Below are 23,171 nucleotides of genomic sequence, written 5' to 3' on the forward strand. Positions count from 1 at the left end.
TCGGGCATGAGCAAATCGTCAGCATCTTCGCCAGCACAGCGCGCGGACGAACTCCGCCAGCTTATTGAACACGCCAATTACCGCTACCACGTGCTCGACGATCCGGAGATTCCAGACGCCGACTACGACAAACTCATGCGCGAGCTGGAAGCGCTGGAGGCGAGTCATCCGGATTTGATCACACCCGACTCGCCCACGCGCCGCGTCGGAGCGCGCGCTGCCGGCGGCTTTGCGGAAGTGCGCCATGCATTGCCGATGCTGTCCTTGAGCAACGCGTTCGAGCTCGAAGGCGACAATGATCGGGAGCGCTATCGCGAGATCGCTGATTTCGAGCGCCGCATCGAGCAGACTTTGGGTCGCAGCAATCCGGTGTTCTCGGTCGAACCCAAGCTGGATGGCCTGGCGATCAGCCTGCGCTACGAGAAAGGCGTGTTCGTGCAAGGTGCCACACGTGGCGATGGCGAAACAGGTGAAGACGTCACCAACAACCTTCGTACCGTGCGCGCAGTGCCATTGCGCTTGCGCGGTGACGATTGGCCGCGTGTGCTGGAAGTGCGCGGCGAAATCATTATGTTGCGCAGGGATTTCGAAGCCTTCAATGCGTACGCACGCGAGCATGACGAGAAGCCTCTGGCCAATCCGCGCAATGGCGCGGCAGGTTCGTTACGACAACTTGATCCTGCGATCACGGCCAAGCGCAAGCTCAGCTTCTTTGCCTATGCCGTGGGCGCCGTGGAAGGTGGCGAGCTTCCGTCGACGCATTCGAAAACCTTGCAGAAATTACGCGAGTGGGGTTTTCCTGTTTCGCCGGAGGTTGGTGTTGCGAAAGGTTTCGATGGCCTTATCGAGTATTACAAACGCATCGGCGCCAAGCGCGACAAACTGCCTTATGACATCGATGGTGTTGTGTACAAGCTGGACGATTACGCCGGTCAGCGCGAAATGGGTTTCGTCGCGCGCGCACCGCGCTGGGCGATTGCGCACAAATTCCCGGCGCAGGAACAAAGCACGATCGTGGATGCGATTGAAATCCAGATAGGTCGTACGGGTGCGGCAACCCCCGTTGCGCGCCTGACGCCGGTGCAAGTCGCGGGAGTTACCGTCACCAACGCGACGTTGCACAACGCCGATCAGGTGGCGCGACTGGATGTCCGCGTCGGCGATACCGTTATCGTGCGTCGTGCGGGCGACGTCATTCCTGAAGTCGTGCGCGTGGTACTCGATCAGCGGCCAGCCAAAACCAAGCCCTGGCATATGCCCACGCATTGTCCGGTGTGCGGCTCCGCGTTGGTGAGAGAGGAGGGTGAAGCTGCATGGCGTTGCTCCGGTGGGCTGATTTGCGCTGCGCAACGCAAGGAGGCATTGATTCATTTCGCATCGCGCCGTGCGATGGATATCGAAGGTATCGGCGAACGCTTTGTCGATGCACTCGTGGATTTCGGTTACGTGCACACGCCCGCCGATCTCTATAAGTTAAAGCTCGATGATTTTCTTGAAATGAAACAACGTGCCGACGAGCGCGATGGAACTACGCCCGAAACGGTCAAGGCCGGCAAGATCGCCACCAAGTGGGCTGAAAACCTTATCGACGCTATTGAAGACAGCAAGAAGACAACCCTTGCGCGTTTTCTTTATGGACTGGGCATCGTGCACATCGGCGAGAGCACTGCAAAGACGCTCGCCACCTGGCTCGGTAGCCTCAAGTGGGTACGCAGCATGCCTGCGGGTGTATTGCGTGAGCTGCCCGACATCGGCAACGAGGTCGCGGGTTCCATCGCCGCGTTCTTCAAACAGGATGGCAATCGCACTGTCGTGGACGCGCTGCTGAAAGCCGGCATCACGTTGACGGATGAATCGGACCCGTCGCCCAAGCTGCACCAGAAACTGAGCTTGGCGACCCTGCTCGAAAATGCCGGCATTAATGGCGTCGGCCGGCGTAACGCCGAACTGTTAGCAGAACATTTTTCTACCGTAAGCAAATTGCATAGCGGTGGCAGCAAGCACTGGATACCGGCGGGTCTTCCGCAGAACGCGGCATCCAGTCTTGAGGAATACCTAGCCGACGAAGACAACCGCAAGGCATTGCATGAGGCCGAGCAGGCGATGAACCATTTGCTTGCAGCGACGTCTCAAAAGGCGGCCTCATCGGGAAAACTGCCCCTGGAAGGTCAGACGGCGGTTCTCACAGGCACGCTGGGGAGCATGGGGCGCGACGAAGCCAAGGAGAAACTCGAAGCGCTAGGCGCAAAGGTTGCCGGCAGCGTATCGAAGAAAACCAGTTTCGTGGTGGCAGGTGCAGAGGCAGGTTCGAAGCTCGACAAAGCTCAAGAGCTCGGTATCGAGGTATGGGACGAAGATCGGCTGCTCAAACTTTTCAAGACGCACGGGACATCATAGCCATGGACGCCAATTTGGTCGTCACGCCATTTCGCCGGCGCTTGCAGGGACGCGCGCAACTGTACGCGCTGATTCGTGCGTTCTTTGCCGAGCGCAACGTGCTGGAAGTGGAAACGCCGATACTTTCCGCAGCAGGTAACACGGACCCGAACATCGAAAGTTTTACCGCGCCTTTCAGTGGTCACATCGATGCCGGTGCGCGCGAACGCTGGCTGCGCACATCACCGGAGCATCCGCTCAAACGTTTGCTCGCCGATGGCGTGGGCGATTGCTACGAGCTGGGCCGCGTTTTTCGCAACGGTGAAGCCGGCGAGCGGCATAACCCCGAATTCACCATGTTGGAGTGGTACCGCGTTGGTTGGAGCCACCGGCAACTGATGGAAGAGACGATTACGCTGGTCGAATCCGCGCTGGCCATGGTTGGGCGTCGAGCGGAAGTCTTGATCGAAGGCTATCGTCAATTTTTTATCGATGAGTTATTGCTTGATCCATTGCATGCCGAGATTGACGAGTTGCGTGCACCGCTTGCCGAATACAACATCGAGCCGTCGGGACTCACGCGTGATGATTGGCTGGATTTGCTAATCACGCACAAATTGCAACCGGCGTTTCCGCTCGATCGCATCACCGTCATTCACGACTTTCCGGCGAGCCAGGCGGCACTGGCTCGTATACGTCCGGGCGATCCGCCGATGGCAGAACGCTTCGAGCTGTATCTTGGGCCTTACGAGCTGGCGAACGGTTATCAGGAACTCAACGATCCATCGGAACAGCGCGCGCGTTTTCAGCGCGATAACGCGCGCCGGCGCGAGCGTGGTTTGCGGGAGATGCCGATTGATGAGCAACTGCTTGCAGTGCTTGGCAAGATGCCTGAATGTGCGGGTGTCGCGCTCGGTATTGAGCGCTTGCTGATGTGCTTGGCGGGGACGGACAAGATTGGTGACGTACTGGCCTTCCCATTTTCCCAGGCTTAAATGCCCCGAGGCTCTTTTGCTCGTCATTCCGGCGCAGGCCGGAATCCAGTGTCGAAAAGCTGCATAACTGCGTTTACATATTATGCGTTGCCGTTACTGGATTCCGGCCTACGCCGGAATGACGAGCAACCAAGCGACCTTCTCGCAAATTACATTTCTATTCCGCCGGCGACTTACGTGTCAGCCCAAGCTCAATCGCATATTTGAAAAGATCAGCATCGGTCTCGATACCAAGCTTGCGCATCGCGCTGACTTTTTGCGTGCTGATGGTCTGCTTGCTTCGCTGCAATTTTTCGGCAATGACGTTGATACTGTCGCCCCCGACATATAGCGCGATAACTTCCGATTCCCGTTGCGACAGACGTGCAGAGCCTGTCGCCGGCAATGCTTTGAGCATGCTGGAAATGCGTGGCGAGTAGTAACGGCGACCCGTACGCGTAGCTTGTATAGCCGCGCGCAAATGCGACATATCGTCGGTCTTGCTGAGAATGGCGTTGACCCCATGCGTCATCAGGCTGCGAATCAACGCCAGCTTTTCCATGCCGGTCAGCACAATGATGCGCAAATCGGGATAACGCTGACGGATGAAGGTAATCAGCTCCATGCCATCACCGTAATCACCGCCCGGCATGGCGTAATCGGTTACCAGGACGTCGCATGGCTGAGAGTCCAGCAGTGCAACAAGCTGCGTCGAATCGGCAGCCGAGCCAATCCGTTCGAGGGAAGATATATCGTCGAGCAACGCCTCGATGCCCATCCGTATCACCGGATGGTCGTCGGCCACTACGACTCGAATGTGAGTGTCCATTCCGGTGGCGCCTATTCATCGCATAGCCTGAGGATATTAGCGCTTGCCCAGTGGGATAATCGTAGTACTAGACGTCAGCTTCAGTCAGGCCGCGCATACAGGGGCTGTGCTAGTTTAGACAATGCCGTGCCGCGGGTTTGTGACATTGCGAGGACCAGGGATTGACCATACGGGTTGCCGTAGCCGATGACCATCCGACCTTACTGGCCGGCATGGAGCATTTGTTGACCGGACTCAACGGTATCTCCCTTATTGGAGCGGTTACCAGCTCAACAGACTTGGTGGCCTTGCTGACCGGATCGGCCTGCGATGTTGTAGTAACGGATTTTTCGATGCCTGGCGGGCGTTATGGCGATGGTTTGTCGTTATTGCGCTTCCTCAAGCGCCGTTTTCCTGCTACGCGCCTCGTCGTGCTCACCGGTATCGAGAACGACGCAGTGATGCAAGGAATTCGTGACTTGGGTGCCGTTGGGATCGTCAGTAAATCCGACGATCTTCAACATCTTGAATCCGCCATTGGTACGGCTTTTGCCGGGGGCAGCTATGTCTCGCCACGGGTAGCACAAATTCTTGAGCGAGCTGTTTCTGATGCAGACACGGCCAATCCGTCGCCGCAACTGAGCAAGCGAGAAACCGAAGTGCTGCGCCTTTATGCAGAGGGATTGTCGGTATCCGAAATCGGCGCGCGCGCCGGCCGCAGCAGCAAAACCATCAGCGCACAAAAAATGGCGGCCATGAAGAAACTTGGTCTTCAGCGCGATGCAGATGTATTCAAATACGCCGTTGCACACGGCCTTGTTTCCGCGTCGCAAACATCGCGGCAAAAAGCACGTCAATCCGACGAAGATGTAAGTAACGACTGACGTCGTGTGCGTGCGCATGCTGTGTGTGATCGGCGCTGTCCGATAGCATGCCTTCAATCACGTGGATAGCCTTTGTGTACTTCAGGACCGATTCGGGGCGGCCCTCCTTGCACAGAGGCATGCATCGTGGACGACTCGTACGATACGGAAGTATCAACCGTACTACTCGGGTTCGGCCTGCTCGACAGGGCGCAACGTCTTGCATTTTCCGAGCAATTCAACAATTTCATGTACGGCTCGCCGCAGCGGCAACGGTCGTTGATGGAGTATTGGTCCAGCCAGTGCCGCGAATCTGAAAATCCGACGGCGCGAATGATTGCCGAATCCGCCGCCGATTATGTCGTCAGCAAAAAAAAGCGGCGTAAAGGTAAGCGTAGCAAGTAAGCGCTAAGACGCATTGCCTGTATCGACGCCCCCGGAAAGGAGCGTTTTATCTCAGTGGGCGCAAATTTAAGACTAGTACTAGCGCAAATTAGGTCTGGTCCGATAGGTCCGAGAAGGCCTCTTTCCTAGCATTCCTGGTGTGGCCTCGCGACATCACCGCGATGCCGGCGCATCTAACGGAATCGTCTCTTCTTCATCGAATGGAATCGTTGCGTGATCAAACGATCGGGCAACAAAAGGTGCGTCCGAATCTCATCCAAACTCACCAGGAAACCATCGTATGAACACCATCTATCGCATCGTCTGGAACGCCGCCACCGGTAAGTGGGTAGTGGCATCCGAATTGGCCAAAGGCCGCAAGAAAAAGTCGACCCGCTCGATGGCGTCATTGATTGCACTGACAGCCGCTGTCGCGGGTGTGGGCTTTACCGGTTATGCAAGCGCGCAGACCCTGGGCAACAACGTGACCCAGGGCAATGCCGGCAATGTCGTGTTGGGTGATAACGCAGCCGGTGCATCGGCTTGTACTGCCGATCCCAGCTTGCCCGCCGGCGCTTATGGCTGCAGCGTGGTCATTGGTAATACCGCTTCGGCCGCCACGGGAAATACGGTTGTCATCGGTGATCATGCATCGACGACGGCCAACGCCAGCGTCGCGATTGGTGCTTATTCAACCGCTGGCAAATATTCACAAGCCATCGGCGCGGGTGCTCAAGCAACCGGTGGTTGGGCTACAGCCATTGGTCAGAGCGCACAGGCAACGAGTACCAACGCGACCGCGATCGGTACAAACAGTACGGCAACGGGCGATGCCGCTACGGCCATTGGCGGCGGCGCTCATGCTAGTGCGGACAAGAGCTTTGCCATGGGGTGGAGTTCCAACGCCACTGGCACCGGCTCCATGGCCTTCGGATACCAAGTCACGGCAGCTGGCGAAAATGCCATCGCCATGGGTCTCAGTTCGCAAGCCAATGCGGACAATGCCGTTGCTTTGGGCTCAGGTGCTCACGCCAACACCACCAACTCTGTCGCACTGGGTACGAATTCGGACGTGGGTACGCGTACCGGTGTCGTCTCTGTCGGCGCAGTGGGCAGCGAGCGCCAAATCATCAACGTCGCAGCCGGCACGGCCGACACCGACGCGGTGAATGTATCGCAGATGAAAGCAAGCGGCCTGATCGACGGCAGCGGCAACGCTGTCGCTGCGGTGACCTACGATCAGAACGCCGACGGCTCGCCGAACTACAACAGCGTGACCATGGGCAACGGTCAGTCGACCGGTCCGGTGGCGATCCATAACGTGGCAGCTGGCACATTGTCTGCCACAAGTACGGATGCTGTGAACGGTTCGCAGCTGTACACGACCAATCAGCAAGTGGGTCAGAACACCTCTGACATCACCAACCTTGGCAACCGTGTAACCATCAACGAAGGCGACATCACTACGCTGCAAGGTCAGATGGCCGATGCCGTCATGTACGACGACAGCTCGCATGGCAGTGTGACGCTGGGTGGTGCTACAGCGACTGCGCCAGTGGCGTTGCACAATGTCGCTGCGGGCGAATTGTCGAGTACGAGCACGGATGCTGTGAACGGTTCGCAGTTGTACGCGACCAATCAGCAGGTGAGCCAGAACACCACGGACATCACCAATGTGCAGAATAGCGTCGCTGCCAGCACGCGTTATTTCCAGGCCAATGGCAAGAACGATGGTACGGATGATGCGTCTGCAACGGGTCAAAACGCGGTGGCTGTGGGTGCCAGTGCGTTGGCCTCTGCTACTCAAGCTACCGCGTTGGGCGCTAACACTGTTGCAACCCAGGCGAATGCAACGGCGATCGGTGCCGGCGCTCAGGCACCTGCGCAAAACTCTACGGCGATCGGCGCCAACAGTGTGGCCGCCGTTGTCGGCGCAACGGCGATTGGTAACAGCGCTCAGGCAACGGCGCAAAACGCGACGGCGATCGGCCCCAACAGCGTGGCCAACGTTGCCAACACCATTTCCGTAGGTAGCGCCAGCAACCAGCGTCGGATCACCAACGTCGCCGCGGGTACCGGCGACACCGATGCGGTCAACGTGGCCCAGCTGAAGTCATCCGGCCTGATCAACAACGATGGCAATGCCGTTGCAGCGGTGACCTATGACGAGAACGCCGATGGCACGCCGAACTACGGTAGCGTCACGATGGGTGGCCCTGTCTCGACCGATGGCGGCCTGACGGGTGGCACCAAGATCACTAATGTGGCCCAGGGCAGCCTGTCCGCGACTAGTACTGATGCGGTGAACGGTTCGCAGTTGTACGCGACCAATCAGCAGGTGAGCCAGAACACCACCGACATCACCAATCTGCAAAACGGCGTTGCCGCCAGCACGCGTTACTTCCAGGCTAATGGCAAGAACGATGGCACAGACGACGCTTCGGCAGGTGGTCAAAACTCGGTGGCTGTAGGTGCTAGTGCCTCGGCCTCTGCCGAACGCTCGGTTGCCGTGGGTCAAGGTGCCACCGCATCGCTTAGCGAAGGCCGTGTGGCCGGCGCGAATATTCCGGGATATGCCGGTACTCCGATCACCAACACCGCGATTGGTGCGAACACGCAAGCCAGCACCGGCGGTACGGCGCTGGGTGATAGCGCGCAGGCCACGGGTTTGGCCAGTGCCGCCGTCGGTGCTTACGCCAACTCGACGGGCGACTTTGGTACGGCTGTGGGCTTCGGTGCTCAGGCAACAGGTTCATCGAGTACGGCGCTGGGTGTGAATGCACAAGCTACTGCAAACAATTCGGTTGCCTTGGGTGTCAGCTCCGTCGCCGATCGTGCCAACACGGTCTCTGTGGGGAGTGCCGGCAAGGAGCGTCAGATCACCAATGTCGCGGCGGGTACGGAAGATACCGATGCTGTGAACGTGGCGCAGCTGAAGTCGGCGGGCCTGGTCGATGACAACGGCAACACGATGGACGCTGTGGTTTACGACCCTGGCACCAACCGTGGTCAGGTAACGCTGGGTGGTATGGGTGCAGCGGCTCCGGTGGTGCTCACCAACGTTGCGAATGGCGTTAATCAGTATGACGCGGTGAACTTCGGTCAGCTGTCCGGTTTGCAGACCGACCTGCAGAATCAGATCAACACCGTCAACGGTCAGGTGACGAATATCGACAACCGCGTGACTACGCTGGAGAACGATGGCGGCAGCGGCGGTGGTACTCCGGATTACGTAGCGGCCAACGCCAGTGCACAGCCGTCGGCAGCCGCTAATGTGGGCGACACCACAGGCGTCGCGCTGGGTTACAACACGGCGGCCACGGGTGATAACGCTTCCGCAGTGGGCGACAGTGCACAAGCGACGGGCGACAACAGCACGGCGGTCGGTAGCAATGCCGTTGCCAGCAACACCGGCGGTACGGCATTGGGTTCCAGCGCTAGTGTGAATGCCAGCAACGGCGTGGCCGTGGGCAACAATGCGACAGTGGCGTCGTCGGCCTCGAACGGCACAGCGGTCGGGTCGGGCAGCAGCGTCAACGCGGCGTCGGGCACGGCGGTGGGTCAGGGTGCTTCGGTGGCCTCCAACGCGACTAACTCGGTCGCATTGGGTGCCGGATCGGTCGCCACGCAGGCCAACAGCGTGTCGGTGGGTTCGGCGGGTAACGAGCGCACGATCACCAACGTGGCGGCAGGCGTGAATGCAACGGACGCCGTGAATGTGTCGCAGCTGCAGTCATCACAGAACTGGGCGCAGAGCTACGTCGACCAGAAGGCCAGTCAGTTGAATAGCCGTATCACCAGCGTTGGTCGGCATGCGGATGCGGGTACGGCAGGCGCCATCGCCATGACGAACATCCCGCAGGCGTATCAGCCGAATCAAAGCTCGGTCGGTGCTGGTGTCGGTGCGTTCAATGGTCAGGCGGCGATCGCGGTGGGTATGTCCACCATTACGCCGGGCGGCCGCTGGGTGTTGAAGGGTAGCCTCACCGGTACCACGCAGGGTGATGTGGGTGTGGGCTTCGGTGCTTCGATGGTGTGGTAACCGAAATCATGGGTCAGCGGTGAAGGTGCCTTTCCTGGTGAGCCTTCGCTGCATTGACACGGGCGCTTCGGCGCCCGTTTTTTTGTGCACTACCAGCGTAAGAGGATCTTGCCGATGTGCGCACTGCTTTCCATCAATGCATGCGCGCGCGGCGCTTCATGTGCAGGAAATATTTCGTGGATAACCGGGTGCAGACGTTTTTCCGCAAAGAGCGGCCAGACATGTTCGTACAGATTCGCTGCAATGGCCGCCTTGTAAGCCACGGATCGTGGGCGCAACGTGGAACCGGTAATGCTGATTCGACGCTGCATCAACTTGTGAACATCGATGGTCGTCTTCGCGCCGCCGAGTGTGGCGATGAGTACAAGTCGACCGTTGTCGGCGAGCGCGTCCATTTCGCGCGGAATGTAATCGCCCGCGACCATGTCGAGAATCACATCCACGCCGCAACGGTCGGTCAACGTCTTGATGCGTTCGACAAAATCTTCCGTGCGGTAATTGATGGCTTCGGCGCCGAGCGATTCGCAAGCGCGGCATTTGTCGTCGCTGCCTGCGGTGGCAAAGACACGATGGCCTAACGCATGAGCCAGCTGAATCGCGGTGACGCCAATGCCGCTGGACCCGCCTTGCACAAGCAGGCTCTCCGGCAAACCATCTTCGTTGAGCCCCAGGCGGCCGCGGTCGAAGACGTTGGTCCAGACGGTGAAGTAATTTTCAGGCAACGACGCCGCTTCGAGCGGGTTTAATCCTTCAGGAAGCGGCAAACATTGAGCGAGCGGTGCCACCGCGTATTGCGCGTAACCGCCACCTGTCAGCAACACGCAGACGAAATCGCCCGGCTTCAACCCGAACGGGTTGTAGCCACTGAAGTCGCCGTCAATCAACTCGCCACCCACCTCCAACCCGGGCAAGTCCGAAGCGCCCGGCGGCGGGTCGTACTTGCCCATGCGCTGAAATACATCAGGGCGGTTGACGCCCGATGCCGCCACCTTGATCAGTACTTCGCCGGGACCGGGTTGCGGAACAGGCCGCTGCGTAAGACGCAGCACATCCGGCCCACCGGGATGACTGATTTCGATGGCGTGCATCGTCGGCATGCATGCAACTCCTTGTGGTTTTATCGACTCGAATCCACCAGCACGAGTTCGGTATCTTCAAGCGCTTTCACTTCCAGTACCGCTTCATCGCGAATTGCCGCGCCATCACGAGCATTCAGTCGGGTGCCGTTGATGTCAACCGAGCCTTTTGCGGGAACGAGATAAGCGTAACGATCTTTCGCCAGCGAATAGCTCGTCGTTTCCCCGGCCTTGAGCGTTGCGCCCAGCACGCGTGCGTCGGTGCGCAAGGGCAGGGCCTCACCGTCTTCCTTGAAGCCGCTGGCGAGTGGCACAAAGCGCCCCGAGCGCTCGCCAGCCGGAAACGGTTTGGTGCCCCACGATGGCGGCAAACCACGACCATCCGGAATGATCCAGATCTGAAAGATGCGCGTGTCACCGGGCTCCAGGTTGTACTCGGCGTGGGTGATGCCGCTGCCTGCGCTCATCACCTGCACATCGCCCGCGACCGTGCGGCCTTCATTGCCGAGGCTGTCGCGATGCGTGATGGCGCCTTCGCGCACATAGGTGATGATTTCCATGTCCGCATGCGGATGCGGAGGGAAACCGGTTTGCGACGCGATGATGTCGTCGTTCCACACGCGCAAAGCACCCCAGCCCATACGCTTGGGGTCGTTGTAGCTGGCGAACGAAAAATGATGCTTGGCCTTGAGCCAGCCGTGGTCGGCTCCACCAAGGCTTTCAAAGGGGCGATGTTCGATCATGGGGACACCTTAGGTTTCATGGCAGATGCAGGCAAACATAAGGGCGGTCGCGACAGTGTAGAACTGTCGCCGGGGAAACAGTGTGTTGCGGCGTTCGTCAGCGTTGACGATGGCCGCTCATCTCATGCCCCGCATCGTGGGCGAACGCCCGATGCCAGCGGGTGGAACTGAGCGATATCAAGGTAACAATCAGGAAGGCGGCTGAAAAATTGAGCCGGCTGGGCTCGGCGTTATTCGCCAGCGCCATCGTGAATTTCAGGATCAGGGCACCGAAACACACGCCGATGGAGAGCATCAGCTGCTGCAGCGTGGAATAGAAGCTGTTGGCGACGCTCACCCGTTCCGTGGGGACGGCTTCATAGGCCACCGTGTTGTACGCAGCGAACTGGAACGACATAAACGCGCCGCAACACACCAACAGCCCGAACATCAGCCAGAACGGCCAGTTAGGCTGGAAGAACGCGCAGACCGCATACCCCAGGCTTGCGAGCACGCCGTTGTAAACCATGGCACGGCGATAGCCGACCCAGCGCAGAATGCGTGTGGTGAACCCGCGTGCCAGCAGCGCGCCCAACGAGGTCGCCAGAATCAGCTGGCCGCTGCGTACCGCGGAGAAACCGAAGCCGATCTGGAACAGCAACGGCAACAGGAACGGCTGCGCACCTTGCGTGATGCGCATCAGCGAACCGGAAATGACCGACAAGCGGAACGAGTCGATGCGAAGCAGCGTCAGATCCATCACCGGATTGACGCGGCGCTTGGCGTACCAGACGTATGTCATCAGCGACGCGGTGCCCAGCGATATCAAGGTCAACGCGTGAAACAGGTTGGTGTTCTCGCCGATCAGCTCCAGTCCGAACAGCAAGCAACCAAGCCCGATACTGCACAACGCAAAGCCGGGCCAATCAAACCGCGAAGGCCGCACGGCGCATTCCACCACCGGGATGTATCGCCGAACCAGCCAGTAGCCAAGAACGCCGATCGGCACGTTGATGTAGAAGATCCAGCGCCAATCGAGATATTCGACGATAAAACCGCCGAGCGGCGGACCGGCGAGTGTGCCGAGAATCGCGGGCATCAATGTCCATGTCATCGATGAAATCAGATGGCGGCGTTCGACGGTGCGCAGAATCACCAGGCGTCCTACTGGCGCCATCATCGCGCCACCCGTGCCCTGCAGTAGCCGCGACGCGACCATCATCGGCAGGCTGTGCGTGAGCGAGCAGAGGATCGAGCCGATGATGAAAACGACAATCGACGAATTGAATACGCGCTTGGCACCGAAGCGGTCTGCAATTGTGCCGCTGACGGGAATGAGGATCGCCAGCGCAAGCAGGTAACTGGTCACGGCAACGCTCATCGCCGGTGCCGACACCTGAAAATCGCGTGCCATGGTGGGCAGAGCGGTGGCGAGGACGGTGCCGTCGACCTGCTCGAGAAAAATTGCACAGCCGACGATCAGGGAAATGACGCGGTAATCAGGGAACACCGGCTGCAGCATCGCCGGTGCGTCGACCTTTTCCTCACTCAAGACGGTCACGAATGCGTTCCTGGGGCGTGCGCAACCGTACTACACCGAGGCGCGGCGAAGTCTGGAAAGTGCACGCAAAATGCGGCGCCCGGGGTTGTGCGTCGCAGCACGTTTATTATTCGCCTGTTCGTTTTCAGCAGCAAGGGTAAGACGGCCTATCGGCAGGCGTTTTGGATCAGGGTTTATCTCGCCGACATGAAAGAGGGCGCTTTCTTGTGGACGCTTCAAAAAAACATGGCGCCCTTGAGGGCGCCATGTCGGGTGCTGCAGCGTTTTATGAAGATCTTCAGAGGGCTTCGAAAATACCCGCCGCGCCCATACCGGTGCCGATGCACATCGTCACCATGCCGTACTTCTGCTTGCGGCGGCGCATACCGTGCAGCAGCGTGGCAACGCGAATCGCACCCGTCGCACCGAGCGGATGACCCAGCGCAATCGCGCCACCGAGCGGGTTGACCTTTGACTTGTCCAGGCCGAGGTCGCCGATGACCGCGAGCGCCTGCGCAGCGAACGCTTCGTTGAGTTCGATCCAGTCGAGCTGATCCTGCTTGATGCCGGACTGCTTGAGTACCTTCGGAATCGCTTCCTTCGGACCGATACCCATGATGTCCGGACGTACACCGGCGACGGAGTAACCGACAAAGCGTGCGAGCGGCTGCAGGTTGTATTCCCTTACCGCCTGTTCGCTGGCGAGCAGCACCGCACCGGCGCCGTCCGACGTTTGCGACGAGTTACCTGCCGTCACCGTGCCGCCGAACTGGCCGTTGCGGAAGACCGTCTTCAGCTTCGACAGCACTTCCATCGTGGTGCCCGCGCGCGGACCTTCATCGATGCTGATCGTACGGCTGTCGGTCTTGATACCGCGCGATGCGAGATCCGGGTAGTGATCATCTAGCTGGAACGGTGTGATTTCTTCCTTGAATTCACCGGCTGCGATGGCGGCAAGCGCACGGCGGTGACTTTCCACCGAGAACTCGTCCTGCTGTTCGCGCGAGACTTTCCATTGCTTAGCGACGTTCTCGGCCGTGATGCCCATGCCATAAGCGATGCCGATGTGTTCGTTGTCGAAGATCGCCGGATTCATCGCGATCTTGTTGCCCATCATCGGCACCATGCTCATGCTTTCGGTACCGCCAGCAATCATGATGTCGGCTTCGCCCAGGCGAATGCGGTCGGCGGCCATCGCGACAGCCTGCAGACCGGACGAGCAGAAGCGGTTGATGGTGACGCCCGGCACGGTGTCCGGCAGGTCGGCCAGCAGCAGGCCGATGCGCGCTACGTTCATGCCTTGCTCGGCTTCAGGCATCGCACAGCCGATGATCACGTCGCCGATGCGACGCGGATCGATGCCCGGCGCCTGCGCCATCACGGCGCGGATCACGTGAGCGAGCATGTCGTCAGGACGGGTGTTGCGGAATACGCCGCGCGGCGCCTTGCCGACCGGGGTGCGGGTGGCGGCGACGATGTAGGCGTCTTGCACTTGCTTGGTCATGGTCTTTACTCCGTGGCGTCGCGCACCTTGCAGCGACGCGCTTTGGTTTTTTGTTCGTCATCCCAGTGAGGTGCTTCATAACAGCGAAGCTGGTCAAGCTGGGCTAACTGATGCGTGCGAAAGTCGCTGGACCCCAGCTTGCGCTGGGGTGACGAGTGTTTAGTTCCTCAGCGGTTTGCCGGTGGTCATCGTGTGAGCGATGCGCGCCTGCGTCTTCTCGGTTTGGGCGAGTTCGACGAAGTGCTTGCGCTCCAGATCGAGCAACCATTCTTCATCGACCAGCGATCCGCGTTCGATCACGCCGCCGCACAGCGTGTCGGCGATTCGCGTTGCGATCTCGACATCGTGCTCGGAGGCGAAATAACCGGCCTGCAAGTTGGCAAGCGATGCCCTGAACGTGGCCGTGCCCACATCGCCAGCCACCGGAATGTTGCGAGCGTAGAGCGGTGCGCGCCAGCCGCTTTCGGCGAGTGAGATGGCCACTTGCTTGGCGACGTAGAGCAATTCGTAGGCGTTGAACACCACGACGTCGCTGTCGCGCAAAATGCCTGATTGCTTGGCTTCGAGCGCGCTGCCCGAGACCTTCGCCATCGCGACGGTTTCGAAGATTTTCTTCAGCGCTTCGAACGGATCGGTTGGGTTGCTTTGCGCCGCGCGGACCGCGAGTTCATGCAAACCGCCGCCGGCCGGCAGCAGGCCAACGCCGGCTTCGACCAGCCCGATGTAGCTCTCCAGCGCAGCAACCGTACGTGCCGAGTGCATCTGGAATTCGCAGCCGCCGCCGAGCGCGAGACCGCGCACCGCCGACACCACCGGCACCAGCGAATGCTTGATACGCATGCTGGTGCGCTGGAAGTTCTCGACCATCTTGCGGAAGTCGTCGATCTTGCCAGCCTGCAGCAGACCCAGCGCACCCTTTAGATCGGCGCCAGCAGAGAAGGGCTCGCCGGTTTGCCAGATCACCACCGCCTTGAGCTGCTCTTCGGCGATGCCGATCGCATGCTGGATACCATCGAGCACGAAATCGTTGACGGTGTTCATCTTCGTCTTGAACGAGATGATGCCGACGCCGTCGTCACCAAGCGTCCAGAGGCGAACGCCGTCGTTTTCCCAAACGGTCGTGCCTTGATCGAACTTCTCGCCAAGGATCGGATCGGGGAACAGCTGACGCTTATAGACCGGGTGCTGCGAGCGCGGCTTGTCGGTGTTGGATGCCGCCGAATAGGAGCCGCTCTTGCCGTGCACGCCGGTGCGACCGTCAGTCACCCACTTCGGCAGCGGTGCCTTGCTCATGGTCTTGCCGGCGTCGATGTCTTCCTGAATCCACGTCGCCACCTGCTGCCAGCCGGCGGCCTGCCAGGTTTCGAACGGGCCGAGCTTCCAGCCGTAACCCCAGCGAATGGCGAAGTCGACGTCGCGCGCGGTGTCGGCGATATCGGCCAGGTGATAGGCGGTGTAATGGAACAGGTCGCGGAACGTAGCCCACAGGAATTGCGCCTGCGGATCGTTCGATGCGCGCAGCTTGCCGAACTTCTCGGCCGGATCCTTGATGGCAAGAATGGCGACGACGTCATCCGACGCTTTTTGCTCGGAAGCACGATAGTCGCGCTTGGCGACATCCAGCACGACGATGTCTTTGCCGGCCTTCTTGTAGAAACCGGCACCGGTCTTCTGACCCAGTGCGCCTTGTTCGATCAAGCCGCTTAACCATGCCGGCGCCTTGAAGTAGTCGTGCCACGGATCATCGGGCAGCGTGTCGTTCATCGTCTTGATGACGTGCGCCATGGTGTCCAGGCCAACGACGTCGGCGGTGCGGTACGTTGCACTCTTCGGACGGCCGACGGCAGGGCCGGTCAGCGCATCGACGGTGTCGAAGCCAAGTTTGAACTGCTCGGTGTGATACATCGTCGCCAGCATCGAGAAGACGCCGATACGGTTGCCGATGAAGTTCGGTGTGTCCTTGGCGTAGACGACGCCCTTGCCGACGGTGGTCGTGAGGAATGCTTCCAGACCTTCCAGCACGTTCTTGTCGGTGAGCCTGGTCGGAATCAATTCGACCAAATGCATGTAGCGCGGCGGATTGAAGAAGTGCACACCGGTGAAGCGATGGCGCATGTCTTCCGGCAACGCTTCGGCCAGGCCGTTGATGGAAAGGCCCGAGGTGTTGCTCGCCAGGATCGCGGTCTTCGAAACGTGCGGGGCGATCTTCTTATAGAGATCGAGCTTCCAGTCCATCCGTTCGGCAATCGCTTCGATCACCAGATCGACGTCCTTCAGGTGCTCGAGATCTTCTTCGTAGTTGGCCGGAATGATGGCGGCCGCACGCGTGCTGTCGGCCAGCGGAGCAGGCGAGAGCTTTTTCAGGTTTTCGATGGCCTTGATGGCGATACCGCTCTTCGGACCTTCCTTGGCAGGCAGGTCGAACAGGACGGTTTCGACGTTGGCATTGGTCAGGTGCGCGGCGATCTGCGCGCCCATGACACCGGCACCGAGCACCGCGGCCTTACGGATGCGCAGCGCTGGCTTCGATGAAGATGGAGCGGTCATTGGCTTCTCCGAGGGTACGAAAGCGAAAAACGAGGGAACGAAACGGTTGGGGGTGGCCACGAGGGCCGGTGGTACGAATTCAGGGGGCGCTGAGGCCTGCCGCGGCAAAACGGATCAGATGGGCCGCAGTCTGCTCGCGATGTGTGACTTCACTGACATCGCTTTTGCGCTGGATGATGCCGAAGCCGGACATGGCGTGGGTCAGGGCGCCCGTCACCAGGTCGATGCGCCAGTAAAGCTCTTCCTTGCTCAGATGCGGCAGCATCCGGGCGAATTCGGTGGTGAACTGGCGCATCACGTGGCCGTAGTTGTCCGACAGGAACTTGCGAAGAGAGTCGTCATGTTCGGCGAAGGCACGAGCCAATACGCGCATGAAAAGGCCGCCGCCGCCGTCGTGGGACAGGTCCAGGGCGGGGCGGATAAAGGCCCCCAGGACGTCTTCCAGTGTGGCGTCAGGCTGGCCGGAGATCAGTCTCAAGGCAGCCAGGCGGCGCGCATTGAGCTGGTCCAGGCGCCGTTTAAAGACCTCCTCGACGAGGTTGTCCTTGGAGCCAAAGTGGTAGTTCACCGCGGCCAGATTCACCCCTGCGGCGGCGGTCAGTTGCCTGAGGGACGCACCTTCAAAACCACGCTGGGCGAACAGTGCTTCGGCAGCGGTGAGAATGCGTTCCTTGGTGTTCGCTGAGCTATTCACGAGGGTGCGGCCTGTCGTGTGAAATCAAACGATCGTTTGAGCATACGCGCGATGCCCGGGACCAGTCAAACGAACGTTTGGAAGGGCGGCTTATCGGGGTTGCTTATGGGCTAGAATCTGTCAAACTTTCGTGAGCTAAATCCGCATTTCGTGACGCATTTAGTTCTAAATTCATCTGACTGAACCGTCAGACCGCCCTCTAAAAATAATCCGAATACCCGGAGCAGACGTATGGCGCTGGAGCGCACCCTTTCCATCATCAAACCCGACGCTGTCGTCAAGAACGTTGTCGGTGAAATCTACGCTCGTTTCGAAAAAGCGGGCTTGAAGGTTGTTGCAGCAAAAATGAAGCATCTTTCGCGTAAAGAAGCGGAAGGCTTTTATGCCGTGCATCGCGAGCGTCCGTTCTTCAATGCGCTGGTCGAATTCATGATCTCCGGTCCGGTCATGATCCAGGTGCTGCAGGGCGAGAACGCGATTCTCAAGAATCGCGAATTGATGGGCGCCACCAATCCGAAGGACGCGGCCAAGGGCACCATTCGTGCCGACTTCGCCGATTCCATCGATGCGAATGCCGTGCATGGTTCGGATGCTGCAGAAACCGCCGCTGTCGAAATCGCGTACTTCTTCGCAGCGACCGAAGTTTTCCCGCGTTGAGGTCGTGATGTCGTGAGCCAGGTGGAAAAAGTCAATCTGCTCGACTTCGATCGCCAAGGGCTGCGCGAATTTTTCGCGCAGCTCGGCGAGAAGCCTTATCGTGCCGAGCAGGTGATGAAGTGGATGTATCACCACCTGGAAGACAACTTCGAAAACATGACCGATGTGGGCAAGGCGCTGCGCGCCAAGCTCGAAGCTTCGTGCTACATCGGTCCGCCGAAGACGCTGTTCGACAAGGCTGCCGCAGACGGCACCCATAAATGGCTGCTCGGCATGGACGGCGGAAACGCCGTCGAAGCCGTTTATATCCCGGAGCCGACACGCGGCACGCTCTGCGTTTCCTCGCAAGTGGGTTGCGGTTTGAACTGCCAGTTCTGTTCGACCGCCACGCAGGGCTTCAACCGCAATCTGGCTACTTCCGAAATCATTGGCCAGATGTGGGTGGCGGCGAAGTATCTCGGCAACGTCACGCATCAGAACCGTCGTATCACCAACGTGGTGATGATGGGCATGGGCGAGCCGCTGTTGAACTTCGACAACGTCGTGAAGGCGATGAGCCTGATGCGCGACGATCTTGGTTTCGGCCTTGCCTCCAAGCGCGTGACGCTGTCGACGGCGGGTCTGGTTCCGATGATCGACAAGTTGTCCGAAAGCATCGACGTCTCGCTCGCTGTCTCACTGCATGCCGCCAACGATGAGCTACGCACGGAACTGGTGCCACTCAATAAGCGCTTTCCGCTTGCCGAACTTACGGCCGCTTGCCAGCGCTGGATCGCGCGCAAGCCGCGCACTTCGATCACGTTCGAATACACGTTGATGAAGGGCGTGAACGATCAACCCGAGCACGCGCGCCAGTTGATCAAGTTCATGCGTCGTCTGCCGACGTGCAAGGTCAATCTGATTCCGTTCAATCCGTTCCCTGGTACACGCTTCGAACGTTCCGATAAGGAAGTGATTCACGCGTTCCAGACACAACTGTTGAACGCAAACATTCTCACCATGCTGCGTCGTACGCGCGGTGACGACATCGACGCCGCTTGTGGTCAGCTCAAAGGGCAGGTGCTCGATCGCACTCGCCGTCAGGCCGAATTCCGTAAACGTTTGGAAGAGGATGCAGCGCATGCGGCATAAGGGGATGCTGGTCGGCTTGGGTGTGGCGATGTTGTTGGCGGGTTGCCATCGGCAGGGCGTCGTGAATCCCGTGCCGCCGCCTAGCGACCCCAAGTTGCCGCAGGAAACCAAGGCCGAAAAGGCCCAGGGCGCTGCGGATGTGCATACGCGCCTCGCGCAGCACTACATCGATATCGGCAATCTGCAAGGCGCCCTCGAGAAAATAAAGATCGCCGTCACCGACGATCCGACCTATGTGCCGGCGCAGACGGTGATGGCGTACATCTACGAGCGCATCGACGATATGCCGAACGCGGAGATTCATTACCGCAGGGCCGTCGAGCTCAAACCCAATCAGGGCGACGTCAACAACAATCTGGGCCAGTTTCTGTGCAGAACGGGCAAGGTGCAGGAATCCTTGTCGTATTTCTCCAGGGCTGTTGCCGATCCTTTTTATCAGACGCCTGATGTTGCGCTCGTCAATCAGGGTGTCTGTCAGCTGAAGTTGAACGATCGTGCGGGTGCCGAAGTCAGCCTTCGTCAGGCCATACAGCGCAATCCCAACAATGCCAATGCATTGCTGCAACTCACCGATGTGCTTTACCTCAATAATGACCTGTTCCACGCCAGCGCCTTCATGCAGCGCTTTGATTCGGTAGGCCAGCCGAGCGCCGATTCCTTGAAACTTGGTTATGACATTGAATCCCGTTTGGGCAATACGGAAGCAGCCCAGAATTACAGTAAACGGCTAATCAGTCAGTTCCCGGATTCGGAACAGGCACAAGCCCTCAATCAAACAACACGCCCATGATTTCCGAGCCGTCCAATCCGGCAGGCCAGGAGGAGTCAACCTCCCCGGCACCTGCTACGACCGCAGTGAACATGGAACACAACACTGCCGAATTCCGCTTCAACGAAGCACCTGGCTTTGGTTCGCGTCTGCGCGCTGTGCGTGAGGCGAAAGGCCTTGATCTGGAAACGTGCGGTCACGCGTTGCGCCTTCCGTTGCGCGTTCTCAAGCAGTTGGAGAACAGCGAGTTCACCGGCAACGATTACCAGGTTTATATCGGCGGTTATATCCGCAAATACGGCCGTTACCTCGACATCGACGATAGCGAAATTGAAGAAGCGGTCGCACGCCTCAAGCCTGAGGAGCCGCCGCTGGTGGCGACGGGCGGCATTTCGCATTCGCGTTACCTGCTTGATCGCTATGCGACAGCGGCGACCTATGTCGTGCTGACGTTGGTCATCGCCGTGCCCACGGTATGGCTTGGCATGCGTGGCACGCTGACGCACGACATGAGCCATCTGGCACCACTCGATGCGGCACCGGTTGCACAACAGGATGCGCCGGCACCGGTTGCTCCGGCTGCTTCGTCAAGCGCTGCAGCAAAGGTTGCAAGCAGTGCAACGCTCGCGCAGCAAACAACGTCCGTCGCACCCGCCACCGCGCCAGCACCGACGTCGTCTGCTGCCGCGCATACTTCCGAGCAGCCGTTGCTGGCTTCGATGGTGCCGGTGCCGAACCTCGACAGCGATGCGAACGTTACGCCGCCGGATACCAATATCAATCCTGCGACGGTCGGCAGTGGCAGTCATAGTCTGACGCTCAACCTGTCCAACAGCAGCTGGGTGGAAGTGATCGGTAAAGACGGTTCGAAGATGGAATACGGTCTGCTGCCCGCGGGCACCGTGAAGACCTATCGCAGCGATCAACCGTTCGAAGTGCGTATTGGCAATGCCACCGGCGCACAGGTAAATCTCGACGGCCAGCCGATGACACTGGACCCCTACCGCCACTCCAACGTAGCGCACTTCCGCGTCGATATTCAGGATGGCAAAGCGGCGCCGGCTGGCGCTTAAGGGCACGCCCGGCGCCCCTAGACCGATCCCTGATCGGTTATGCTTGCGCATTGCCCACCCGCAAAGTGGGCCATGCCGCCTGTTGCCGGATGATGGCGGCCGAAGAACACCCCAACTGGCGCCTGACGGCGTCTCTCGCGATACGGTGATTGCATGGCATTTGATGCATACGACGACTACGAACAGAGCGAACGCGTACAAAAATGGCTACGGCAGAATGGCCTGTCGATCGTCGTGGGTATTGTCATTGGTTTGATCGGCATCTTCGGCTATCAGCAGTGGCGCAATCACCAGGCCTCCCATCAGGCCGCCGCATCGGGTCTCTATCAGCAGCTTCAGGCCGTTATTGATAACGGCAACACCGCTGCATCGGACGCTCTTGTTCAGCAGCTGATGAACGATTACGCCGAATCGCCGTACGCCTTGTTCGCCGTCAGTGATCGTGCGCGCCGCCAGGTGGAAGCAAAAGATTACGATAAGGCACTCGATTCGCTCGCCTGGGCCGAACAGCATGCGTCCAGCCCGTCTTTGAAAGCGCTGGTGGAACTGCGTATGGCGCACGTGCAGTTCGCCAAGGGTGATGCAAAAGAAGCGTTGGCAGCGCTCGATCGCATGCCGCCGGACAGCTATACCATCGTGAGCCAGGAACTACGCGGCGATGTGCTGGTCAAGCTTGGAAGGCCAGACGATGCCCTCAAGGCGTATCAGGCCGCCGTCAAGGCGATGGGCCCGGAAGCGCAGCAGGGTAATGAAGTGCAAATGAAAATCGACGATCTGGCCACGGCCGGGAAGCAGGGTGCATGAAACGTTTTTGGCTGATCGTAGCGGCAGGTTCGCTGGTAGCTCTTGCGGGCTGCCACTCCTTCAAGAAAGAAAACATCCAGCCGCCGACGCCGCTGGACAAGAATTTCAAGCCGACGGTTCAAGTGACCAAGGTGTGGTCGACGCGAGTCGGTCATGGCGCGGCTGAGAGTGGTGTGCGCATGGAGCCCGCCGTGGTGGATGGCGTGGTCTATGCCGCCAGCACAGACGGTGCGATCGGTGCCTACGATGCCGCCACCGGCAAGACCATCTGGGAAAAGAAGCAGCGTACGCATGGCTGGTTCGGCTGGGGCGACAAGAATCGTCCGGACGCCGTCTACGCCGGCGGTCCGTCCGTCTCTGGTGACCTTCTGGTCGTCGGCACGCTTAACGGCCACGTCTACGGCTTGAACACGAAGGATGGCAGCGAGCGCTGGCACGTCGCGTTGCCTTCCGAAGTAATCGATGGCCCGACGCTCGCCGGCGACCTGATCATCGTGCGCACGCAGGATGGTCGCGTTTACGGTCTGGATAGCAGCAATGGCGATCGTCGTTGGGTGAACGACCAAGGCAACGTTCCGCTGCTCAGCCTGCGCGGCAATGGTCCGATGCTGGCTGCCAACGGTGTGGTGTTCTTCGGTAGCGACGACGGCAAGCTGATCGCGTTGCGCCAGGACAACGGCGACAAGCTGTGGGAACAGAAACTCGCCAGCGGTGAAGGCCGTACCGACATCGAACGCATGAACGATGCCGATGGCGCCGTGATCCTCGATGGCACCAGCCTCTACGCCGCTGCCTACCACGGCAGCCTGACTTCGATTGATGGTCCCAGCGGCCGTCCGTTGTGGGCACGCCCGTTCTCCACGTACACGTCACTGGCCATCACCGGCAATAGCCTTTTCGCCGCCAATGAGGAATCCCAGATCTGGGCGTTCGACAAGAGCAGCGGCGCCGACATGTGGAAGAACGACGCGCTGCGTTATCGCTGGGTGTCGGCACCGGCCGTGCAGGGCAACTACGTCGTCCTTGGCGACATCGAAGGTTACGTGCACTGGCTGCAGACGAGCGACGGCGCACTGGCTGGTCGCGAGCGTCTGTCCAAGAAGGCTATTCGCGCACAACCGGTGGTCGTGGGCGATCTGGCCTACGTCATCGATGTGCAGGGTCATCTCGTCGCCTATCGCCTCGGCGCGAAATAATCCCTGGAATT

At 59.5% G+C, this 23,171-nt stretch carries 18 protein-coding genes; 11 read left to right on the top strand and 7 right to left on the bottom strand.

The features are described 5' to 3' along the window. The first annotated feature begins 6 nt into the window (after positions 1-6). Both ligA and epmA read left to right on the top strand, forming a co-directional pair. The gene (ligA, locus tag EKH79_RS02795; RefSeq protein WP_126672255.1) at positions 7-2,397 is read left to right on the top strand and encodes an NAD-dependent DNA ligase LigA; all 2,391 of its coding nucleotides are present in this window, start codon (positions 7-9) and stop codon (positions 2,395-2,397) included. A gap of 2 nt (positions 2,398-2,399) precedes the next feature. Beyond that, positions 2,400-3,371: an EF-P lysine aminoacylase EpmA gene (gene epmA / locus EKH79_RS02800; protein WP_126672256.1), complete on the top strand. Its 972-nt coding sequence runs from the start codon at positions 2,400-2,402 to the stop codon at positions 3,369-3,371. A 157-nt stretch (positions 3,372-3,528) separates the two neighbouring features. On the opposite strand, the gene EKH79_RS02805 is transcribed toward epmA, so the two are convergent. Continuing rightward, the gene (locus tag EKH79_RS02805) at positions 3,529-4,179 is read right to left on the bottom strand and encodes a response regulator (protein WP_126672257.1); all 651 of its coding nucleotides are present in this window, start codon (positions 4,177-4,179) and stop codon (positions 3,529-3,531) included. Positions 4,180-4,340: 161 nt separating this feature from the next. On the opposite strand from EKH79_RS02805, the gene EKH79_RS02810 reads away from it, so the two are divergent. The 3 genes from EKH79_RS02810 (at position 4,341) to EKH79_RS02820 (ending at position 9,447) form a co-directional block, all read left to right on the top strand. Further along, a complete protein-coding gene (locus EKH79_RS02810) occupies positions 4,341-5,042 on the top strand; it encodes a response regulator (RefSeq protein ID WP_126672258.1) in 702 nt (233 codons plus the stop codon). 126 nt (positions 5,043-5,168) lie between these two features. Further along, positions 5,169-5,426: a hypothetical protein gene (locus tag EKH79_RS02815; protein WP_126672259.1), complete on the top strand. Its 258-nt coding sequence runs from the start codon at positions 5,169-5,171 to the stop codon at positions 5,424-5,426. A gap of 280 nt (positions 5,427-5,706) precedes the next feature. Beyond that, positions 5,707-9,447, top strand: a complete 3,741-nt coding sequence (locus EKH79_RS02820) for an ESPR-type extended signal peptide-containing protein (RefSeq protein ID WP_126672260.1) — start codon at positions 5,707-5,709, stop codon at positions 9,445-9,447. A gap of 89 nt (positions 9,448-9,536) precedes the next feature. Here EKH79_RS02820 and EKH79_RS02825 read toward each other — a convergent pair whose 3' ends face one another. The 6 genes from EKH79_RS02825 to EKH79_RS02850 all read right to left on the bottom strand — a co-directional run bounded on the left by EKH79_RS02825 (position 9,537) and on the right by EKH79_RS02850 (position 17,530). After that, positions 9,537-10,544, bottom strand: coding sequence for an NAD(P)H-quinone oxidoreductase (locus EKH79_RS02825; protein ID WP_233590149.1), 1,008 nt, complete (start codon positions 10,542-10,544; stop codon positions 9,537-9,539). Positions 10,545-10,564: 20 nt separating this feature from the next. Continuing rightward, positions 10,565-11,266: a pirin family protein gene (locus EKH79_RS02830; RefSeq protein WP_126672261.1), complete on the bottom strand. Its 702-nt coding sequence runs from the start codon at positions 11,264-11,266 to the stop codon at positions 10,565-10,567. 97 nt (positions 11,267-11,363) lie between these two features. Beyond that, the gene (locus EKH79_RS02835) at positions 11,364-12,767 is read right to left on the bottom strand and encodes an MFS transporter (protein WP_126672358.1); all 1,404 of its coding nucleotides are present in this window, start codon (positions 12,765-12,767) and stop codon (positions 11,364-11,366) included. A 316-nt stretch (positions 12,768-13,083) separates the two neighbouring features. After that, the gene (locus EKH79_RS02840; protein WP_126672262.1) at positions 13,084-14,289 is read right to left on the bottom strand and encodes an acetyl-CoA C-acyltransferase; all 1,206 of its coding nucleotides are present in this window, start codon (positions 14,287-14,289) and stop codon (positions 13,084-13,086) included. 159 nt (positions 14,290-14,448) lie between these two features. Further along, the gene (locus tag EKH79_RS02845) at positions 14,449-16,836 is read right to left on the bottom strand and encodes a 3-hydroxyacyl-CoA dehydrogenase/enoyl-CoA hydratase family protein (protein WP_126672263.1); all 2,388 of its coding nucleotides are present in this window, start codon (positions 16,834-16,836) and stop codon (positions 14,449-14,451) included. 79 nt (positions 16,837-16,915) lie between these two features. After that, entirely contained in the window at positions 16,916-17,530 is a 615-nt protein-coding gene (locus EKH79_RS02850) for a TetR/AcrR family transcriptional regulator (protein WP_126672264.1), read from the bottom strand. Positions 17,531-17,761: 231 nt separating this feature from the next. On the opposite strand from EKH79_RS02850, the gene ndk reads away from it, so the two are divergent. From ndk to bamB, 6 genes are all read left to right on the top strand, one after another. Further along, positions 17,762-18,187, top strand: a complete 426-nt coding sequence (gene ndk, locus EKH79_RS02855; RefSeq protein WP_126672265.1) for a nucleoside-diphosphate kinase — start codon at positions 17,762-17,764, stop codon at positions 18,185-18,187. 12 nt (positions 18,188-18,199) lie between these two features. Further along, a complete protein-coding gene (gene rlmN, locus EKH79_RS02860; RefSeq protein ID WP_126672266.1) occupies positions 18,200-19,318 on the top strand; it encodes a dual-specificity RNA methyltransferase RlmN in 1,119 nt (372 codons plus the stop codon). Further along, entirely contained in the window at positions 19,308-20,108 is an 801-nt protein-coding gene (pilW, locus tag EKH79_RS02865) for a type IV pilus biogenesis/stability protein PilW (protein WP_233590150.1), read from the top strand. Before rlmN ends, pilW begins: the two co-directional genes overlap by 11 nt. Positions 20,109-20,179: 71 nt before the next feature. Then, a complete protein-coding gene (locus EKH79_RS02870) occupies positions 20,180-21,160 on the top strand; it encodes a RodZ domain-containing protein (RefSeq protein ID WP_126672267.1) in 981 nt (326 codons plus the stop codon). A gap of 153 nt (positions 21,161-21,313) precedes the next feature. Beyond that, positions 21,314-21,964, top strand: coding sequence for a YfgM family protein (locus EKH79_RS02875; RefSeq protein ID WP_126672268.1), 651 nt, complete (start codon positions 21,314-21,316; stop codon positions 21,962-21,964). Beyond that, the gene (gene bamB, locus EKH79_RS02880) at positions 21,961-23,160 is read left to right on the top strand and encodes an outer membrane protein assembly factor BamB (protein WP_126672269.1); all 1,200 of its coding nucleotides are present in this window, start codon (positions 21,961-21,963) and stop codon (positions 23,158-23,160) included. The genes EKH79_RS02875 and bamB overlap by 4 nt, the downstream gene beginning before the upstream one ends. Positions 23,161-23,171 lie beyond the last annotated feature (11 nt).

The organism is Dyella dinghuensis, assembly GCF_003977615.1.
Lineage (GTDB): Bacteria > Pseudomonadota > Gammaproteobacteria > Xanthomonadales > Rhodanobacteraceae > Dyella_B > Dyella_B dinghuensis.